The 20772-nt window shown below is 31.4% G+C and carries 15 protein-coding genes; 10 read left to right on the forward strand and 5 right to left on the reverse strand.

Annotated elements, in window-relative coordinates:
• The first annotated feature begins 134 nt into the window (after positions 1–134).
• Complete coding sequence (locus V6137_RS17645) at positions 135–1100, forward strand: 2-hydroxyacid dehydrogenase (RefSeq protein WP_425449291.1); 966 nt, start codon at positions 135–137, stop codon at positions 1098–1100.
• 82 nt (positions 1101–1182) lie between these two features.
• Positions 1183–1722, forward strand: coding sequence for a helix-turn-helix domain-containing protein (locus V6137_RS17650; RefSeq protein WP_425449292.1), 540 nt, complete (start codon positions 1183–1185; stop codon positions 1720–1722).
• 166 nt (positions 1723–1888) lie between these two features.
• On the opposite strand, the gene V6137_RS17655 is transcribed toward V6137_RS17650, so the two are convergent.
• The 4 genes from V6137_RS17655 to V6137_RS17670 all read right to left on the reverse strand — a co-directional run bounded on the left by V6137_RS17655 (position 1889) and on the right by V6137_RS17670 (position 7258).
• Complete coding sequence (locus V6137_RS17655; protein WP_425449293.1) at positions 1889–2749, reverse strand: 2-oxoacid:ferredoxin oxidoreductase subunit beta; 861 nt, start codon at positions 2747–2749, stop codon at positions 1889–1891.
• Positions 2750–4432 (reverse strand): 2-oxoacid:acceptor oxidoreductase subunit alpha, encoded by a 1683-nt coding sequence (locus V6137_RS17660; RefSeq protein ID WP_425449294.1) that lies wholly within the window; start codon positions 4430–4432, stop codon positions 2750–2752. It abuts the gene before it with no gap.
• Between the two features lie 285 nt (positions 4433–4717).
• Positions 4718–5584, reverse strand: coding sequence for a thiamine pyrophosphate-dependent enzyme (locus V6137_RS17665; RefSeq protein WP_425449295.1), 867 nt, complete (start codon positions 5582–5584; stop codon positions 4718–4720).
• Entirely contained in the window at positions 5585–7258 is a 1674-nt protein-coding gene (locus V6137_RS17670; protein WP_425449296.1) for a 2-oxoacid:acceptor oxidoreductase subunit alpha, read from the reverse strand.
• 168 nt (positions 7259–7426) lie between these two features.
• Here V6137_RS17670 and V6137_RS17675 point away from each other — a divergent pair, with 168 nt between their 5' ends.
• Both V6137_RS17675 and V6137_RS17680 read left to right on the forward strand, forming a co-directional pair.
• Entirely contained in the window at positions 7427–9001 is a 1575-nt protein-coding gene (locus V6137_RS17675) for an S-layer homology domain-containing protein (protein ID WP_425449297.1), read from the forward strand.
• 200 nt (positions 9002–9201) lie between these two features.
• Positions 9202–9477 carry a hypothetical protein gene (locus tag V6137_RS17680; protein WP_425449298.1) on the forward strand — a complete coding sequence of 92 codons (276 nt, stop codon included), beginning with the start codon at positions 9202–9204 and terminating at the stop codon, positions 9475–9477.
• 86 nt (positions 9478–9563) lie between these two features.
• On the opposite strand, the gene V6137_RS17685 is transcribed toward V6137_RS17680, so the two are convergent.
• A complete protein-coding gene (locus V6137_RS17685) occupies positions 9564–10685 on the reverse strand; it encodes a YibE/F family protein (protein WP_425449299.1) in 1122 nt (373 codons plus the stop codon).
• A 189-nt stretch (positions 10686–10874) separates the two neighbouring features.
• On the opposite strand from V6137_RS17685, the gene V6137_RS17690 reads away from it, so the two are divergent.
• The 6 genes from V6137_RS17690 (at position 10875) to V6137_RS17715 (ending at position 20603) form a co-directional block, all read left to right on the forward strand.
• Positions 10875–12269, forward strand: a complete 1395-nt coding sequence (locus V6137_RS17690) for an MATE family efflux transporter (RefSeq protein ID WP_425449300.1) — start codon at positions 10875–10877, stop codon at positions 12267–12269.
• A gap of 359 nt (positions 12270–12628) precedes the next feature.
• Positions 12629–13780, forward strand: a complete 1152-nt coding sequence (locus V6137_RS17695) for a DUF362 domain-containing protein (RefSeq protein ID WP_425449301.1) — start codon at positions 12629–12631, stop codon at positions 13778–13780.
• A gap of 160 nt (positions 13781–13940) precedes the next feature.
• Entirely contained in the window at positions 13941–15056 is a 1116-nt protein-coding gene (locus V6137_RS17700; protein ID WP_425449302.1) for a metallophosphoesterase family protein, read from the forward strand.
• Positions 15053–17467 (forward strand): ATP-binding protein, encoded by a 2415-nt coding sequence (locus tag V6137_RS17705; protein ID WP_425449303.1) that lies wholly within the window; start codon positions 15053–15055, stop codon positions 17465–17467. The genes V6137_RS17700 and V6137_RS17705 overlap by 4 nt, the downstream gene beginning before the upstream one ends.
• Before the next feature lie 20 nt (positions 17468–17487).
• On the forward strand, positions 17488–18654 hold the full coding sequence (locus V6137_RS17710; protein ID WP_425449304.1) for an iron-containing alcohol dehydrogenase: 1167 nt from the start codon (positions 17488–17490) through the stop codon (positions 18652–18654).
• Between the two features lie 176 nt (positions 18655–18830).
• On the forward strand, positions 18831–20603 hold the full coding sequence (locus V6137_RS17715) for a peptidoglycan D,D-transpeptidase FtsI family protein (protein WP_425449305.1): 1773 nt from the start codon (positions 18831–18833) through the stop codon (positions 20601–20603).
• Positions 20604–20772: the final 169 nt, after the last annotated feature.

The following is a 20772-nucleotide window of genomic DNA, read 5'->3' on the forward strand; positions in this document are numbered from 1 at the left end:
AAGATAAGTTTTGTATTAAAAGGTTATTTAAGAATATGAATATTGAAGTTATTTTTAGTGAGAATGTTCGGTAGAAAAGAACTTTATTTTCTATCAAATGTTCTAACTATATTATACGAGGAGGGATGAAAAATATGAAAAAGAAAGTGTATATTACTAGAAAAATACCATCTATAGCTTTAAAACTACTACAAGAACATTTTGATGTGGAAGTAAATAAAGAGGATAGGAATCTTAGCAAAGAAGAACTTATTAAGAACATAAAAGACAAAGATGGTGTGTTAACTCAGCTTACCAATGAAATAGATAAAGAGGTTATGGATAGGGCAAAAGGTGTAAGAGTATTTGCTAATTATGCAGTGGGATTTAATAATATTGATATTGATGAAGCAACAAAGCGGGGAATACGGATAACCAATACTCCAGGGGTTTTATCAAGTACAACGGCTGAACTTGCGTGGTCATTATTATTTAGTGTTACTAGACGTGTTGTTGAAGGAGATAGATACATACGAGAGGGAAACTGGAATAGCTTTTCACCTAATTTATTGCTAGGGCAAGATGTGACAGGGAAAACATTGGGAATAATAGGTGCAGGAAGAATAGGAAAGTCTTTTGCTAAAAAAAGCTTAGGATTTGATATGGACATATTATATTATAATAGGACTAGGGATAGTGAATTTGAAGAACAGTATAATGCCAAATATGTTGATAAGGAAACATTATTAAAAGAGTCAGATATAGTTTCTATACATGTACCATTAACAGATGAAACTAAACATATGATTACTGATAGAGAGTTTAAAATCATGAAGAATACATCTATTTTAATAAATACATCAAGGGGACCAGTTATAGATGAGAAGGCACTTGCAAAAGCCCTTAAAACAGGGGAAATTTGGGGAGCAGGTTTAGATGTTTTTGAAGAGGAACCAATAGTTATAGAAGAGCTTAAAAAACTTAACAATGTAGTGCTAACACCCCATATAGGAAGTGCATCAACAGAAACTAGAGAAGCTATGGCTAAGATGGCAGCAGAAAATATAATAGCAGTTTTAAATGGGAAAGAACCATTAACTCCAGTAAATAAAATATATTGATTTTTGTATCTCTATTTAATATAATAGTTAAGAAGTTTACTAATACTAAACTTTAAACTTAATTTTAACGGGGTGTACACACTTGAAAATCGGAGAAAAGATAAAACGACTTAGGGTAAGAAATTCCCTTACCCAGGAAGAATTAGCTAATAGATGTGAACTAACTAAAGGTTTCATATCTCAAATAGAAAGGGATTTAACATCACCATCAATAGCTACCTTGATGGATATATTAGAAGGGTTAGGAACTAATGTGAGGGATTTTTTTAATGAAATAGAAAATGAAAAAATAGTTTTTCAAAAGGAAGATGTTTTTGTTAAAGAGGACGATAGCAATAAACATAAGGTTAATTGGATTATATCAAATGCCCAGAAAAATTTAATGGAACCCATATTAATAGAGTTAGATAAAAAGGGTAAATCCACGATAGATGAACCCCATGAAGGGGAAGAATTTGGATATGTAATAGAGGGAATTGTAAAGGTTCATTTAGGAAAAGAAGTTCATAAGGTGAAAAAAGGAGAGAGTTTTTACTTTAAAGCCAATGCTACTCACTTTATATCAAATGGAGGAAAGGGGAAAGCAAAAGTCCTATGGGTAAGCACTCCACCTAGCTTTTAAATAAAGTTGATAGTGGAAAATTGAGAGTGGACAGTTAGGAGACAAATCGGCTGAAGCCGATTTGCTATAGAATATTTTACGAGGGAAACAAGTAAAATTACCTTTAACTGTCAATTATCAACTATCAATTGTCAACTGGAAAAGTAGAGGGAACCTCTACTTTTCCTTACCTAAATTGACTTAAGAATTTCTCAGCATTTTTAGGATTTAGTTTTTTATCCACAAGGGGTTTACTTTCTTTTATATGGGGAACCCTATCTAGGAATGTTGGCTTATCTTCTTTGTATATTATACCAAGGGGAATCTCATCATCCCATTCTTGGGACTTTTTAAATGCATTTATTTTATCATATGGATTATACTCATCATCTAGATAGTAAATTCTATCTTTATACCATTTGTAAGTGTTAACTTTATTAAAGGTAACACAGGGTTGTAGTATATCTATAAGGGCATAACCTTTATGTTTCATAGCTTTTTCAATCATCTTAGATAAGTGATCAACATCAGCTGAAAAACTTCTTGCAACGAAGGAACACCCTAGACTGATGGCAAAGGCTATAGGATTAAAGGCATCAGACACAACACCATCAAATTGCATAGATGTTTTATGACCTACAGCTGTTGTTGGAGATCCTTGACCTTTCGTAAGGCCATATATTTGATTATCATGAACTAAATGAGTAATATCAATATTTCTTCTTATGCTATGAATAATATGATTTCCACCTTCACCATAAGCGTCTCCATCACCGGTTGTAACCACAATTTTTAAGCTTTTATTTGCTACCTTAGCTCCAAAGGCTGGAGGAAGTCCCCTACCATGTAATCCATTAAAACCATTAACATTTATATAATGGGGTGTTTTAGCTGCCTGACCTATACCGGACATTACAAGTACTTCATGGGGAAGTAGATCTTGATTTGATAATGCCTTTTTAAGGGCATTTAAAATTCCAAAGTTACCGCAACCGGGACACCATGAATTTTCTGCATCTGTATCGAAAAGTTTAATATCTGTAGCCATTTATAACACCTCACTTTTTAGCTTATTATATATTTCATAACTATTTAATTGCCTACCATCGTATTTTAATATACTATTAGTACACTTTATATTGGTCTCACTTTTAATTAATCTAGCCAACTGTCCAGTATAATTTTGTTCCACATTAATTATCTTCTCTGCCATATTTGAATATTTTATTAATTCTTCAGTGGGCAAAGGATAAATATCGCCAAAAACTAAGGCTCCTATGTTAATACCTTTGTTCTTAAACATTTTGGTAACTTCCTTTAAAGCTCCATCCATTGAACCCCATCCCAATAATAAAATATCTGGATTATCATCTCCATAATATTCAGGTTCTTTAAGTTCCTCTTTTAATAGTTCCATTTTATTCATTCTTTTTTTCATCATATTAATGCGATTTTCACTGGATTCTTCAACAAATCCGTATTCATTATGTTCATGACTATCGGCAAGGACCGTTTGTTTTTTAAATCTTCCAGGGACAATCCTTGGTGATATACCCGATTCAGTTAGCTTGTATCTTTTATATTTATTATCCTCCAAAATATTATCATTGGATAAATGTCTATCTATTGACACTTTATCCATGTCAAAGGCTTTAATGGTTTGATTATAATCCGCTAAATACTGGTCATTTAATAATATAACCAGCATCTGGTATTTATCAGCTATATTTAAGGCCCTTACAGTTTGATAAAAAGCATCTTCGGGATTTCTAACTGCAATAACCATCCTAGGAAATTCATCTTGAGAGGATGAAAGCATAAAGTTTAAATCACTTTGGGCTGTTCTAGTTGGAAGTCCAGTTGCGGGACCTGGTCTTTGTACATTCACCACCACCAGTGGAATCTCGGTTATTGCAACTAAACCCAGGGTTTCAACCATTAATGAAAAACCTCCTCCAGAAGAACCGGTCATAGCTCTTATTCCAGCATAGGATGCTCCTATTGCCATGTTTATGGCGGCTATTTCATCCTCGGCTTGCTCTACCATTATACCTGCTTCCTGTTGATTTTTAGCTAAAAAAGTCATTATACTGGTTGCTGGAGTCATAGGATATGCAGAGTAAAAGTTTACTCCCCCGGCAATTGCCCCAAGTCCTATGGCTTGATTACCATTTATTAAAATACTGTCATCTGTGGAATCTTCATTTATATTAAAACTACTGTTAATTGTCCCATAACCCTTTTTAAAGGCTTCTAAATTATCATGGGCTACCTTTTCACTAAACCTATCATTAAATACACTTTCTACTTTATCCATGGAAAGGTTAAATGACTTTATTATAGCTCCCAATGCGGCTGAGCCAAATACCTTTCTATTTCCCACTTCTTTGGCTATATCTTTCATTGGAATATTTATAATATTTTTTTTACTTTCTTCAGTATTTATTTCATCATCACATATTATAATGCCATTATCATTAAGTCTATCTTTATGAAAATTTATTGTATTTTGATCTAGGGCAATAATAACATCTAAATTAGGATTATAAGAAGTGATGGGTTCATCTCCAAATCTTATTTGAATAAAATTATGTCCTCCCCTTACCCTTGACATATAATCCTTATTAGAGAAAATATAAAAACCCTTTCGTTTTAATATTTTTTGTAACAAAAAACTAATTGTTGACATTCCTTGGCCGGCTGAACCACCGATGAGAATGTTATATTTCATTATTAATGCACTCCCTTTTTAAAAAGTCTTTCACTTGGTATATATATACCAAAAAATATATAATATACACAGAAAATATATGATCTAATTATAATTGACAATTGATAGTGGACAATTGACAGTTAAAAGTAATTTTACTCACTTTGTTCGTAAAATATTATACTTAAATCGGCTTCAGCCGATTTATACCTTAACTGTCAATTTTCAATTCTCAATTCTCCACTGTATTTAAAGATTTCATTATTTCCAAACAATAAAGCAAAGTGGCAAAGACCACTCTGCTAGTTATCTAAAGTCCTCCATAAAACCTTTAGCATCTTCTGGTTTCCATTTACGATCTATTAGCGGGCTATCATTATCTTTTAAATGGGGGATACGTTCAAGGAACGTTGGTTTATTGGTTTTATAAATAACACCTAGAGGAATACCATCATCTCCCCATTCATTTGCCTTATCCATAGCTTTTTTCTTGTCTGTAGGGTCATAGCTATCATCTAAATGATATACTCTATCCTTATACCATTTGTAAGTATTAACCTTATTAAAGGTTACACAAGGTTGTAATATATCTATAAGGGCATAACCTTTATGATTAATAGCCTCTTTTAATATTTTAACTAAATGTTCTTTATCGGCTGAAAAGGCTCTGGCAACAAAGGAACAATCTAAGTTTATTGCAAAGGAAATTGGGTTAAAGGGTTCTATATATACTCCATCAAATTGCATTGTTGTTTTTTGTCCCATATCTGTAGTTGGAGACCCTTGGCCTTTAGTAAGACCATATATTTGGTTATCATGAACTAAATGAACTATATCGACATTTCTTCTTATATTATGAAGTATGTGATTTCCTCCTTCACCATAGGAATCTCCATCTCCAGTTGTAACAATAACTTTAAGGTCTTTATTTGCAATTTTAGCACCGATAGCAGGGGGAAGGGACCTTCCGTGTAGACCATTAAATCCGTTAGCATTAATATAATGAGGAGTCTTAGCGGCCTGACCTATTCCCGATGCTATAAGTATTTGATGGGGAAGAAGATCTAGTTCTGAAAAAGACTGTTTCAAAGCATTTAATATACCAAAGTTACCACAACCGGGGCACCATGCGTTCTCATCATTAGATTCAAATAACTTAATATCTGTAGCCATTTATAACACCTCACCTTTCATTTTCTTATAGATTTCATATCCACTTAACTGTCTACCATCATATTTCAATATGCTCTTATCACAACCGATACCAGTTTCCTGTCTTATTAGTTTAGAAAGCTGTCCAGTATAATTTTGCTCCACATTAACTATAGTTTTAACAGAATCAGAATATTTATTTAAAAGTTTTGTTGGTAATGGATATAAGTCTCCAAATACCAATGTTCCTATTTTTTTATTTTCTTTATTAAGAAGGGATGTAGCTTCTTTTAAAGGTCCATACATTGATCCCCATCCCACTAATAAAATTTCAGGTTCATCTACTCCAAAATATTCAGGTTCTTGAATTTCATTTTTCAATAGGTCCAATCTTTTCATTCTTTTATCCATCATAGAGATACGAACTTCAGATGATTCAGTGATATGACCATATTTATTATGCTCATCACTATCTGCCAATACAACTTGATTTTCATATTTACCAGGAATTATCCTTTTAGATATACCACTTTCACTTGGTTCATACCTTTTATACTCAAAGGGCTCGTAGTCTGATACATCAGAAAGATATCTATCTACAGTCACTTTACTTAGATCAAAGGTTTCCACAGTTTGGGTTACATCTGCCATGTATTGGTCATTTAATATAATGACTAACATTTGATATTTATCAGCTATATTTAATGCCCTAACAGTTTGATAGAAAGCATCTTCTGGATTCCTAACGGCTAAAACCATTCTAGGCATCTCCCCATGGGAAGCAGTTAAAACAAAACTTAAATCACTTTGTTCAGTTCTAGTTGGAAGTCCTGTTGCGGGACCAGGCCTTTGGACATCTACAACAACCAAAGGAGTTTCAGTAACTCCTGCTAAGCCTAGGGCTTCAGTCATTAGGGAGAATCCTCCCCCAGAGGTTCCAGTCATTGATCTTGCTCCTGCATAAGAACCACCGATTGCCATGTTAATAGCTGCTATTTCATCTTCCGCCTGTTCAACAACTATTTTGGCATCATTTTGTTTTTGAGAAAGGTAGGTCATTATACTAGTAGATGGAGTCATTGGATATGCAGAATAGAAATCTAAACCTCCGGCTAATGCACCTAAAGCTATAGCTTGATTAGAATTTATCAGCAAATTATTATCCGTTAAATTCTCATCTATATTAAAGTTTTGCTCTAATAATTCATAACCCTTTTCAAAGGCTTTGTAATTTGAATTGCTAGTTTCTTTTTCAAACTTTTCGTCAAATACTTCTTTAACCTTATTAAAAGATAAACCAAATAACTTTAAGCAAGCCCCCATTGCTACGGAACCGAAGACTTTGGCATTACCTATATCCCTTGCCAATTTATTCATAGGTATTTTTATAACCCTTGGGTTTTCAATATCTAATGATTCATCACAAATTATAACTCCATTGTCATTTAATCTTTCTTTATGAAGATCCACTGTATCCTTATTTAATGCTATAATAACATCTAGATTTGGATGATGGGAATGAATAGGTTCTGTACCGAATCTTATCTGTATAAAATTATGTCCTCCTCTAACACGGGACATATAATCCTTATTAGAAAATATATATAAGCCTTTACGTTTAAGTATTTTTTCTAGTAATATACTTAAAGTATCCATACCTTGACCGGCTTGGCCTCCTATTAGTATGTTATACATCTTAAAAACTCCCTTCATTTTTAATATAATAAAGTTTTTACTTAGTAATAGTTATACCCACTAAATTTAGATTAAAAATATTTAATAAGAAAAATAATATGGAGGAAATATTACTTTTATGTAGAATTACTAGAATAACGAATTAATACTTAGGGAGGATTGAATATATTGGCAAAAACTAAAAGGATATTATCATTACTAATAGTTGCTATTATAATGTTTAACATAACTTTCATAAACAATAAAGCCTATGGAGAAGAAGATGTAGATGGAGTAAGTAAGACCTTAATGGATAATGAGGTAGGTTCATACGAAATAATAGATATAGAAAATCATTGGGCTTATGAAGAGATAAAAGAACTGGTGGACAAAGGAATATTAAAGGGCTATAAGGACAATACATTTAGACCTGATAAATATGTAAGTAGAGCAGAATTTATTACTGCATTATTAAGGGTGGTATGTGTTTTAGATGAGAACCATAAAGACACTCCCTATGGGGAAAGAAGGGATGCAATTTTAGAAAGTATATCTCAAAAAAAATATGATATAAAATACTCGGATTTAGAAAATCACTGGGCTAAAAATAATATTGCTTGGGTGAAGGGATATATAGATGATAAGGATCTACTATTATTTGAAAATATTTATTCAGGAAGTGAATTTAATCCCGATGAAGAAATAACTAGAAAAGAAGTGGTTGTTTTAACTAGATATTTTTTATTGCCACCTATAATTGATAAGGATATAGATTTTGATGATATAAATAGGGATAATATTTTTTATAATAAAATACAATATGTTGCTAAAAATGGTATAATGACAGGCCATTCCGATGGTTCATTTAGGTTATCAAGCAGAATGACCAGGGGAGATACAGCTGTAATAATGAGTAGAATATTAAAAAATCTTAAATATAGAAAGGATTTTTTGAAAGATAAAGAAAACTATATATTTGTATATAATACTTCTTCAAACAAAGTGGTTTATCCAACTTTTTTAACAGATGAACTGTACAATAACCCTGATACGGAACTTGATCAAAAATATATAAAAATATTAAATTCAGAAGAAATTAATATAGAAAAAAATAAACAAAGTGTGATGGAATATGAAATTCTAGAAATAATTGAAAAATTGAAGAACAGTGGAGACAGTAGATATTATACCCTAGATGAAATAAAAGGGACATTAAAAAAGCTTGAAAAAGAAGAGTATTGGAATAAAGCTGGATTATATTATTATTCGTACAAATATAATATTGATGGATATAATACCATTGAAACACTAATAAAAGCAGAGAATAATTATGATTATAATAAAAATGGCAACGAGGACATAGGTTATATCTATACTGAAATTATTAATTACTACATTAATAATAAAGATATAGTTAAGGTTAAAGAGTATATAGGTAAATTGGAAAAATTGTATGATAGTGTTGAAAAAATAGGTAATGATGGGATAAACAAATTCTACTTAAAGAGTGCAAAATGGTTAGATAACATAGAAGAATATCAAGCTGCTTTAGGATATGTAAATAAAGCTATAGACAATGGAGTTGGTTTTCAAAGCTATATGTATCTTGAAAAGGGTGTATTAATGTATAAAGCAGGGAAACCTAAGAATGAAGTGGAAGAATATATTAAAGAGAAATTAAAGGAACTTAAAGAAGAGCAACAGTTATATGAGGATGCCCTGGATAAGTATATTTGGTTTTTAAAATATATTGAGAAGAACTAATACGTCTTTTAAATATACTTTATAACTAAAAGAGCTTGTATGTATATGAAGACAGAATGTTGACAAAGTAAATGAAAATATACTTATGAAGCAAGTGGACCTGCATATATATGTAGGTTTTCATTTTCCTAAAATAAGATAAATTTGAATATATTGCAATTTAATGATAATATTAAAAAAAAGCAAAAGGGGGAAGTTATATGTCAGATTTTAATAATTTTAATGGATTTAATAACCAGAATCATAATAATGATTATCCCCAAAACATAGGTGATAGTCCAGGATATTATGATGTTGTTAGTGTAGGTCATTGGATTGGACTTTTAATTTTATTTGCAATTCCTTTAGTTAATATAGTTGGACTTATTTATTTAGCGGTTAGTTCTGAAAATATAAATATTAAAAATTACTCTAAAGCTTCTTTAATATTAATAGGTATTTCACTGGTTGTAACCCTGTTCTTTAGGGTGATATAAAAAATATTTATGGTCTCACCAATTCCCTGCTCTTTGTACCTTGTACCCTGCACAGAACAAAGGCGCACAAAGTCGCCTTTGTTCCATCATTTTTTAAACTTTAAAATCAATCCCGTAGCCAAAGTAGTTATTGGAATAGCTATTATTAAACCTATACTTCCCACAAAGGCTCTTACTATTTCAGTTGCCATTAGATTCATATTTAAAACCTTTATTAGAGATGTTTTATAAGCCATAAATACTAGTAATAACGGTAAGGAACTTCCTGTATATGCTAATATCAAGGTGTTGGACATAGTACCCATAATGTCTTTTCCCACATTTAATCCAGACTTCATTAGTTCTTTAGGTGTGACTTCAGGATGTAGATTTCTCATTTCATACATTGAAGAAGAAATAGACATGGAAACATCCATAACTGCTCCTAAGGTACCTATTATTATACCTGCAAATAATAGTCCTTGAAAGTCAAAGTCTATCTGTTGGGGTATATGCATAAGCATCATTCCCTCTTCACTATTTAAACCGGTTAAATTAGCTGCTGTACTGACAATGTAGGCTAGAAATCCAGCCATAATAACACCGGAAACTGTACCTATTATTGCAGATATAGATTTAATGTTAAACCCACCTATTATTATAAAAGTAATTATGGTAACAATAGTTGTAGTTAAAACAGTAACCCACACTGGACTGTAGCCCTTTAATATTAAAGGTAATAATATTTTAAATATGGATACTCCAGTGATTGTAAGAGTTATAAGGGATTTTAGTCCCTTTAGTCTACCTACAACAAGCAATAAAACAACAAAGGCTATAAGCACATATAACAAATATGTATCCCTTGTAAAGTCAGTAATAACTACTTGGGGAGCATCCCCTTTGATTTCAGTTATACCAAGTATAACTTTGTCCCCTTTTTTTACTTTTATATCGTAGAATACATTTCCATCTAGACCATTTTCAATTATAAATTTTTCGTCTTTATATTTTCCCGTCAAAACCTTCACTTTAATAACTTGAGTTTGAACCTCTGAATAGGAACTTGTATTATCTTCCTTATCTTTAACGTCGGTTATAATCTCTATAACCTTTCCCCTTTCTAGTTTCATTTTAGAACTATCTATTTCGGTATTTGAATCATCGGCAAGGGAAAGGGAAGAGGGGATTATTAATAAAATAAACATAATTAAAATAATTTTCTTCAAATTAGCACCTCCTTATCTAACTACAATAATTATAGCATTTATTAACTTAAGGAACAATCTTATTTAAAGATTGACACAATTGTTCTTATTCTATAATATTATAGTTAGTTACATATGATATTATGGGATTCTTTATTTGTAAGTTTCATTTTTATAGGAATATATGGTTAAAAATAAGGAGGTATGACTTTGAAAAGCGGACAACAAGAAAATAGATTAGGTAGGGAACCAGTTGGCTCCCTACTTGTCAGACTATCTATACCATCTATACTATCTATGCTTATTCAAGCCCTTTATAATATTGTAGATAGTATCTGGGTAGGAAAGTATAGTTTAGATGCATTTAAGGGTTTATCTTTAGCCTTTCCCCTGCAAATGATCCTTATAGCATTGGCGGTTGGTACAGGTATTGGTGCCAATTCTTTAATATCAAGATCATTAGGAAAAGGTGAGACAGAAAAGGCATCAAGTGCCGCAGAACATGTATTAATAACGGCATTGGTTTATGGTGGTGTTATAGCTTTTATAGGAGCCTTTTTCTCCTATGATTTAATCGGAATGTTTACGGATAAACAGGAATTAGTTGATTATGGTGCTAGATATATAAAAGTTATATTTATGGGTTCAACGGCTATGTTTATACCTATGATATCAAATAATATATTAAGGGGAGAAGGAAATACCCTTATACCTATGGTAACAATGTTTATTGGTTCCTTTATTAATATTGCATTGGATCCATTTTTAATATTTGGATGGTGGATCTTTCCAGAACTAGGAGTAGAAGGTGCAGCATTGGCAACGATAATTTCAAGAGTGATAAGTGGGACTTTTATTTTAATTATATTATTTAAAGGAAATCATGAAATCAAGCTTAACTTTAAAAACTTTAAACCTGATTTATCGGTTATTAAAGGAATATATATAGTGGGATTACCAGCAATGGCTATGCAGATGTTAGCATCTGTTATGATAGGAGGTTTAAATAAAATTTTAGCTCCCATTTCTGAAGATGCAATCGCGTCATTGGGTATATACTTTAAGCTGCAATCCTTTGTCTTTATGCCAGTATTCGGATTAAATCAAGGTTATATGCCTTTAATAGGATATAATTATGGGCACAACAGACCTGAGAGAATGAAAAAAGGTATGAAATTAGGTTTTATAAGTGCCTTTGTTATAACTACTATAGGATTTGTCATATTTCAGTTGTTCCCAGAACAATTGGTATTGATGTTTGCTGATACTGAAGATCTTACAGCTAAAGAACTAGAAAGATTTTTAAATATAGGAAAAGATACCCTTAAGACCATAAGTATAGCATTTCCTATTATAGGTCCAGCAATAGTGGGGTCATCAACATTTCAAGCCTTAGGTAAAGGGTTACCCAGTTTAATATTATCCTTTTCAAGACAAATAATATTACTATTACCATTAGCTTTAATTTTATCTGAAATTGGTGGTTTAGATTTAATCTGGTATTCCTTTCCCATAGCAGAGGGAGTAGCAGCTGTTGCAATGGTTATATGGTTAAGCTATACTCTTAAGAAAGTTTTCAGTGGCTATAAAACAGAAAATACTTAATATGAAATTAATAATAATATAACCCTTCTTTAATCTTAATGATGTAAAGTATAGTTGAAGTTAAGATTAAAGGAGGTTATTAATATGTTTGAATATTTAATGGAAAAGTTAATGAACTCAGTAGCGAAAAGGGATTTGGGATACGAAGTTTATAGAAAGTTAGAGCTTAGAAGACTATAAGATTTTATATATTTTTAGCAAAGGTATTTCGGCTATATATAGCTGAAATACCTTTTTTCATTGTCTCTGGTCTCTGTGCCTTGCACCCTGCACTAAACAAAGAAGCGTCAAAGGTTCTCTTGTTCACCTATGATATAATTTATATTATATAATTAATAAAGAGAAAGGGGAAAACGTCTTTGAAAGAAAAGGTATCTTTAGTAAAATGTGAAGATTACGAATATAGTTTAGTAAAAGAGTCAATATTGACATCCTTTGAAAATATAGGAGGAATAGAAAAGTATATAAATAAAGGTGATAAGGTATTATTAAAACTTAATTTATTAATGAGAAAAAGACCGGAAGAAGCCACCACGACCCATCCAGTTTTTACAAAGGCATTGGCTGAAGTTCTTATAGAGTATGGAGCTAAGGTTATAATCGGTGATAGCCCTGGAGGCCCCTTTAATACTAGAATGTTAAAAAGTATATATAAAGGCTGTGGTATAGAGGATATTAAGGAAGAATTAGATATTGAGTTGAATTACAATACTAATTCTATGGAAGTTAAGAATGAAGAAGGAAAGATACTAAAAAAATTAACAGTGGTGGAAATGCTTAAGGATGTGGATAAAGTTATATCTGTATCTAAGCTAAAAACCCATGGTATGGCAATGTTTACGGGGGCAGTTAAAAATATGTTTGGAATAATACCTGGAGTATTAAAGGCAGAATATCATTTTAAAATGCCCGATATAGATAATTTTTCTCAAGCCTTGGTGGATATATGTCTATATGGAAAACCAGTATTATCATTTATGGATGGAATAGTTGGAATGGAAGGGGCAGGACCTTCTGCTGGGGACCCTAGAAAGATAGGAGCAGTAATAGCATCCACAAGTCCCTATCATTTAGATGTTGTAGCCACTTCAATAATAAATTTAGAGCCAACTAAAGTCCCCACTATAAAAAGAACTGTTGAAATGGGATTATGTAAAGGTAACTTAGAGGATATAAATCTTTTAGGAGATAACATAAAAGATTTTAAAATAAAGGATTTTAAGATTCCACCAATAAGAACGGTTCATATGGTTAAAGAGAATACACCTAAAATCATTAGGAAAATATCTGATAAATTATTAAAACCGAGACCTATTTTTATCCATGATGACTGTATAGGGTGTGGAGATTGTAAGGAAAGTTGTCCCCCTAAGGTAATAGATATGGTTGATAATAGACCAGAGGTGAATCTTGATGAATGTATAAGATGCTTTTGTTGTCAGGAATTATGCCCTAAAAAGGCAGTGGAGATATATAGACCAACTTTGATGAAGCTGTTGTCAAAACTTTAGAAAGGCAGAGAATAAAGAATATAGAATAAAGAATAGATAAAGTAGGGACTGGCGTAGCCAGTCCCTATCATTTATTTTGCTTTAATTATATAAAGGAAATATAATATAATTAAAGAATAACTATATATAAGAAGTATTTTTACTGATGGGAGGAATTATATTGCCACTTAAGATATTACATACATCGGATATACATATAGGAATGAGATTTAATAATTATCCCGATGAAGTTAGGGGTAAATTAGTTGAAGCACGAATTAGTGTTTTAGATAGATTGATTGATATAGCTAATAAAGAACAGTGTGATTTATTTATTATAGCAGGGGATTTATTTGATAAGATCAGTAAGATAGCTAAAAAGGATATTGTGTCGGTAATAAAATCTTTAGATCAATTTTCTGGAGAATGTGTTTTAGTTATGCCCGGTAATCATGACTATGATAATGGTATGACTGAACTTTGGGATACTTTTAGTAAAAACATTACTGGTAAGATAGTTCTTTTAAACGAAAATAGTATATATAATCTTAATAATTATGATATAGATGGAGTCATATATCCAGCCCACTGTGACTCTAAGCACTCTGATACTAATAATTTATCTTGGATAAAGGAACTGGAGGATAAACCAGATGTAAAATGGCATATAGGAATAGCCCATGGAGCCCTACAGGGAATATCTCCAGATATTGATAATAGATATTTTAATATGTCTGAAAGGGAGTTAGTGGATATAGGTCTTGACTTATGGTGTCTAGGACATACCCATATTCCCTATCCTAATACCTCTATAATAGATAGTTCCAATGTATTTAATCCAGGGACTCCGGAACCCGATGGAATGGATTGTAAACATGGAGGAAATGCCTTTATCATTGACATTGATGATAATAAGGATATTAAAGCAACAGCAGTTGAAACTGGTAAGTATAGATTTTATGACTTAAAATATATAGTGGAAGATGAACGGGATTTTGAAAAGATAGAAGAAGAACTTTTAAGTAATAGCCCAAATAGAAAAATGGTTAGATTAAAGTTAACTGGAAGACTAAATAAAGAAGTATATGATATTAAAGGTGACTATTATAAAAAGTTTAACTCTAATCTAGGATATTTTAATGTTGATGATAGTGAGTTAAAAATAAAAATCACAAAAGAAATAATTGAGAAGGAATTTACAAAGGATTCTTTTCCCCATAAACTTTTAAATAGCTTAGCTGATGAAGAAGGGGCTATGCAACTTGCATATGAATTGATTAAAGAGGTGAAAAAATGAGGATAAATAGATTTAAAAGTGATTGTTTCGGCGGAATTAAAGATAGGGATGTTCAGTTTAATGAAGGCTTAAATGTAATACTAGGGCCAAATGAAGCTGGAAAGAGTACATTTATTAATGGAATATATAATACTATCTTTAAAAAATCTAAATTAAATCTAAGATCTAAAGATGATAAAGAATTTAAAAATAGGTTTATGCCCTATCCCAATGGTGATAGTATAAATGGAAAGGTTCATTTATATGTGGAAGGTAAGGAATATGCATTGAACAAGGAATGGGGAGAATCCCCTAGCTCTTTTTTAGAACTACCCGATGGTAGTTTAATTAAAAATAAAAATAAAATAGATGAAAACATAAAAGGGTTATTAAAATTTGGACAAGGAACATATGAAACAGTTGTATTTGCCAAACAAAGAGATATAAAAAAAGCAGTTGAAAAGATATTAAGTAGTTCCGAAACAACCGAGAATATAACATCAATACTTAGAAAAGCAATAATGGAACTAGATGGCATATCAGTTGATAGATTAAATGATAAGATAAATAATGAACTTGATAATTTATTAAAAAGATGGGATTATGACAATAGTTGTCCAGAAAATAATAGGGATATCCATAATCCATATAAGATAGGAGTAGGTGAAATACTTAAAGCCTATTATAACAAGAGAAAAATTGAAGTTAAAATGGATAATGCAATTAACTCTGAAAAGAAATTTGAAAGTATAACTAAAGAGATAGAAATATTAAAAGAGAAAATAGACAAATTGGAAAGGGAAAAGACCGAGTTATCTGCCCTTGAAGGTGATATATTTAAAAGGTCTAGCTTAGAGCCTGAAATAAAAATGCTAAATAACGAGATACAGATACTTAAAGAGTTAAATTCTAAATGGCCTAAAAAAGAGATGGAACTTGAGTTTAAAAGGGAAGAGTTAAAGAGACTGAATACTTCTATGGAAAAATTGCAAGAAGAATATGAACTATCTTCTAAAATGGAAGAGAAAAAAATATTAATAAAAAAAATATCTAAAGTAGAAGAAAGTATAAAAAGGCTAGAAGAACTGAAAAATAAAAAAGATAGTTTACAAAATATAACTAAAGAAGATATAAAAAGTTTGGAAAGGCATAAAAGTATAATGGAAAGATCAAATGCTACTATTGAGGCTGCAACCCTAAAAGCCAATATAATAAAAAAATCTGATTATAGTATAAACTTAATAAAAGGACTAGATAATAAAGAAGAAGTCACTGAGAGTATGGACTTTATAGCTAAAGGGTATATGAAGTTAGAAGTAGAGGGGATATTAGATTTAGAAATAAAATCAGGAGAAATTGATTTTGAAGAAATTAGTAATAAATATAATAGTTCTAAAGAAGAATATTGTAGATTATTAAAGAAACTAAACATAAAAAATATCGAAGAAGGCAAACTAATATTATCAAAATTGGAAGATATAAATAAAGATATAGAAATAACTAAAAATCATATGGAAAATCAATTGGATGGACATAGTTATAGTGAACTTAATGATAAATTAGATAAACTAAAGGATATAAACAATATAAGGGATAAAAAGGAAATACAATTAGAGATAAATACCACTTACAGTAAAATATCAGATATAAAAGCCAATATAAAAAGTATAGAAGATTTATTAAATGAATGGGAAGTTAAATATGGTGATTCAGACGAATTATTCGATAAAATTACAGATATAAATTTAGAATTAAAAGAGAAAAGTAGGGAAATAAAAAAGCTAAAACCTTTACCGGAAGGTTTTGATAGTGCAAATGATTTTAAAATTTATTTTAGAAAACTAACTGATAATCTAGATGATTTAAAAAAAGACTATAGTGGGAAGGTAGAAATATATTATCAATGTGAAAACTCACTATCCGATGTTTCATATGAGGAATTAAAGGAACAGTATAAAGATGCAGAAAGGGAATATAACAAGCTAATAAATAGGGTAAAAAATCTTAAAATAATCAAAGAAAGATTTGATAAAATAACAGACACCATTGCTAATACTACTTTTGAACCCCTGGTGAAATCCTTTAGTAAATATCTATCTAAAATAACAAGAAACAAATATGAAGTAGGAAATATAGATGATAATTTTAATGTCAATATAGGCTCTAAAGATATTAATATACCGGTAAATCTATTATCGGCTGGAACCTATGACAGTGTAGCTTTAGCCCTTAGATTCGCCATATTAGAAAATCTATATAAAGATAGTGACGGTTTTATGATTTTAGATGACTGTTTGGTGGATTTAGATCCAAATAGAAAAAATGAAGCAGTGGAAGTAATAAAAGAGTTTGCTAAGAAAAATCAAGTTATATTTACAACATGTAGTCCAGACACAGCAAAACTATTAGGTGGAAATATTATTAATTTCTAAACATAACAAGGAGGCTTAGTATGCAAAATTTTGTTTACAAAAATCCCACAAAAATAATATTTGGAAAAGATACCATAGGGGAAATCGGTAAAGAAATAAAAGCAAAGGGAATAGATAAGGTACTAATGATATATGGTAAAGGCTCAATACTAAAAAATGGAGTTTATGATAAGGTGATAGCATCCCTTAAGAGGAATGGAATTTTACATGTAGAGGTAAAGGGAGTAAAGTCTAATCCGATATTATCAAAGGTTAAGGAAGCCATAGAAGTAGGTAAAAGAGAAGGAGTACAGGGAATTTTGGCTGTTGGTGGTGGAAGTGTGTATGATACATCTAAGATTACATCTATTGGACATTATTATAATGGAGATGTATGGGACTTTTATGAGGGAAAAGCTAAGCCACAAAAAGCTTTACCTATATTTGGAGTATTAACTATATCTGCCACTGGTTCAGAAATGAATAGTGGTGCCGTTATAACCAATGAAGAAGACAATAAAAAATGGGGATATGGATCACCATTATTATTTCCCAAAGTATCAATAATTGACCCAAGCATCCAATCAACTCTGCCGAAAAAACAGACTGCAAATACTGCCATAGATACTATGTCCCATGTTTTTGAACTATACTTTGATGGTACTAATGATGTGGATATTATGAGGGAATACTCAGAGGGAATAATTAGAACTGCAATGAAGCATGTTAAAGTTTTACTTAATAATCCCAATAATTATGAGTCCAGAGCTCAGCTAGCATGGGGGGCTACATTGGCTTTAAATGGAAGTAATGGAACAGGCAGAACCTTTGGAGATTGGTCGTCCCATAATATTGAACATTCATTAAGTGCACTATATGATATATCCCATGGGGAAGGTCTAGCCATAGTATTTCCTGCATGGATGAGATATGTATATAAAGGGGATATGAATGTGTTTGAAAGATTTAGTGAAAAAATATTTAATATAACAGAGGGTTCTAAGGAAGAGAAAATATTAAAGGGAATTGATAGTCTTAAGGAGTTCTATAAGAGTATAAATGCTCCCACAAGCCTCAAAGAAATAGGTATAAAGGAAGACGAACTTGAAAATATAGCTGAAAATGCAGCTATGCTCGAACCCTTAGGAACCTTTAAAAAGTTATATAAAGATGATATTCTAGAAATATTAAAAATGGCATATGAGTAGCTTTAAATAAATTGAAGCTACTTATACAATTGACAATTGACAGTTAAGGTATAAATCGGCTAAAGATGATTTAATATATAATATTTTACAAACAAAGTGAGTAAAATTATCTTAAACTATCAATTGTCAACTGTCCATTTTCAATTGAAGTTTTTTTATGATTGGTAGGTGATATTTTGAAAAAGAAGATGGGAGATACAAGAAAAAGGTTAGTTGGAGCCTTTATTATAATATCTTTAATGGTGTTTGGATTAATTATTAGAATAGGGTACTTACAAATTATAGAGGGACAAGCATATAAAAAGCAAGCATTAGATCAATGGGCGAAGGATATTGTGGTGAAAGCAAATAGAGGAACAATATACGATAGAAATGGTAAAAAGCTAGCTACAAATATAAAAGCATATACAATCAGTGCTAGTCCTGGAAAAATTGATAAACCTGGTGAAATATCTGAAAGACTTGCACCTATATTGGAAATGGATGAAAGTGAAGTATACAAAAAAATAACTACTAAAGGGAATTTTATAAAGATAAAACAGTGGGTTAATGAAGAAACCATGGAAAAAGTAAGAGCTGAAGAAATAGATGGTATATTTATATCGGAGGTAACAAAACGGTATTATCCCTTTGGAAATTTAGCTTCATATGTTTTAGGTTTCACCAATATAGACAATAAAGGACTTTATGGAATAGAAAGAAATTATGATAAATATTTAATAGGAACTCAAGGAAGATTAATAAAAAATTCTGATGCCTTTGGAAGACAGATTCCATATGAAAATGAAAAGGTATTTGAAGCAGAACCGGGGGCCAATCTAGTATTAACATTAGATGAAGTTGTTCAAGGATTTGCAGAAGATGCCGCAGAAAAGGTTCTTAATGAGTATAGTGCTAAAAAGGCATCTGTAATAGTAATGGATCCCAACACTGGTGATATACTGGCCATGACATCTAAACCTGATTATAATCCAAATACCCCCAGGGAACCGATTTCTGAGTATATTAAGAAAAAATGGGAAGGTTTGTCTTCTGACGAATTAACAAAAGAATGGAATAAATTATGGAAACCTTTTCCAATAAATGATGTTTATGAACCGGGGTCTCCTTTTAAACTTTTGACTGCAGCCATAGCCCTTGAAGAAAATTTAGTAAAGGTTAATACTAAGTTTCAAGCAGATAAAGGGTATATCAAAGTAGGAAACTCAAGACCAATAAAATGCTGGAGATATTATGATCCCCATGGAGAGCAAACTGTTGCTGAAGGGGTTCAAAACTCTTGTAATGTTGTATTGGTTCAAATTGGATTAAAAATTGGACAAGAAAAAATGGACAACTATATTAGAGCCTTCGGATTTGGAGAAAAAACCAATATTGATATCATAGGAGAGGAATTGGGATTAGTAACAAGCGCTCAAAATATGAGGGATATAAGACTTGCTAATATTAGTTTTGGACAGGGAATAGGGGTTACTCAAATACAACTAATAAATTCTATCGCTACTTTAATAAACGGTGGAAACTTAATGGAGCCGAGATTTGTTAAGCAAATAATTGATGAGGAAGGTAATGCTCTAAAAGAGTTTAAACCTAAAGTCAAAAGAAAGGTTTTATCAAAGGATACATCGGATAAAATGAGATATATTATGGAGACTGTCGTTACAGAAGGGGGAGGAAAAAATGCATATATCCCTGGGTATAGGGTTGGTGGAAAGACAGGGACTGCTCAAAAGATTATAAATGGTAGGTATTCCGACGACAAATATATAATGTCATTTGTTGCTGCGGCACCTATGGATAATCCACAACTAATAACATTGGTAGTTGTAGATGAACCTATAGGAGACAATCTATTTGCATCAACCGTTGCAATCCCACCTGCAAAGGAAGTTTTAGAAAAATCTCTAAGATATTTAAAAATACCTCCTTCGCCTACAGATGGGGAATAAGCTTTAGTTTTAGTCTAAGTTTTAGTTTAAGGATTTTGCCAAAGGCAAAATCCTTTTTTATGTGTGCCCAGCATGGACACAGTCTATAGGGTGAAAGTCCCGAACACCGAAGGTGATATAGGTGCTAGCTGAAGACAAGGGTGTCCACCGTGAGGTGGAATCTGAAGGA

This window comes from Dethiothermospora halolimnae (assembly GCF_037577855.1).
GTDB classification, from domain to species: Bacteria; Bacillota; Clostridia; order Tissierellales; family VENL01; genus Dethiothermospora; species Dethiothermospora halolimnae.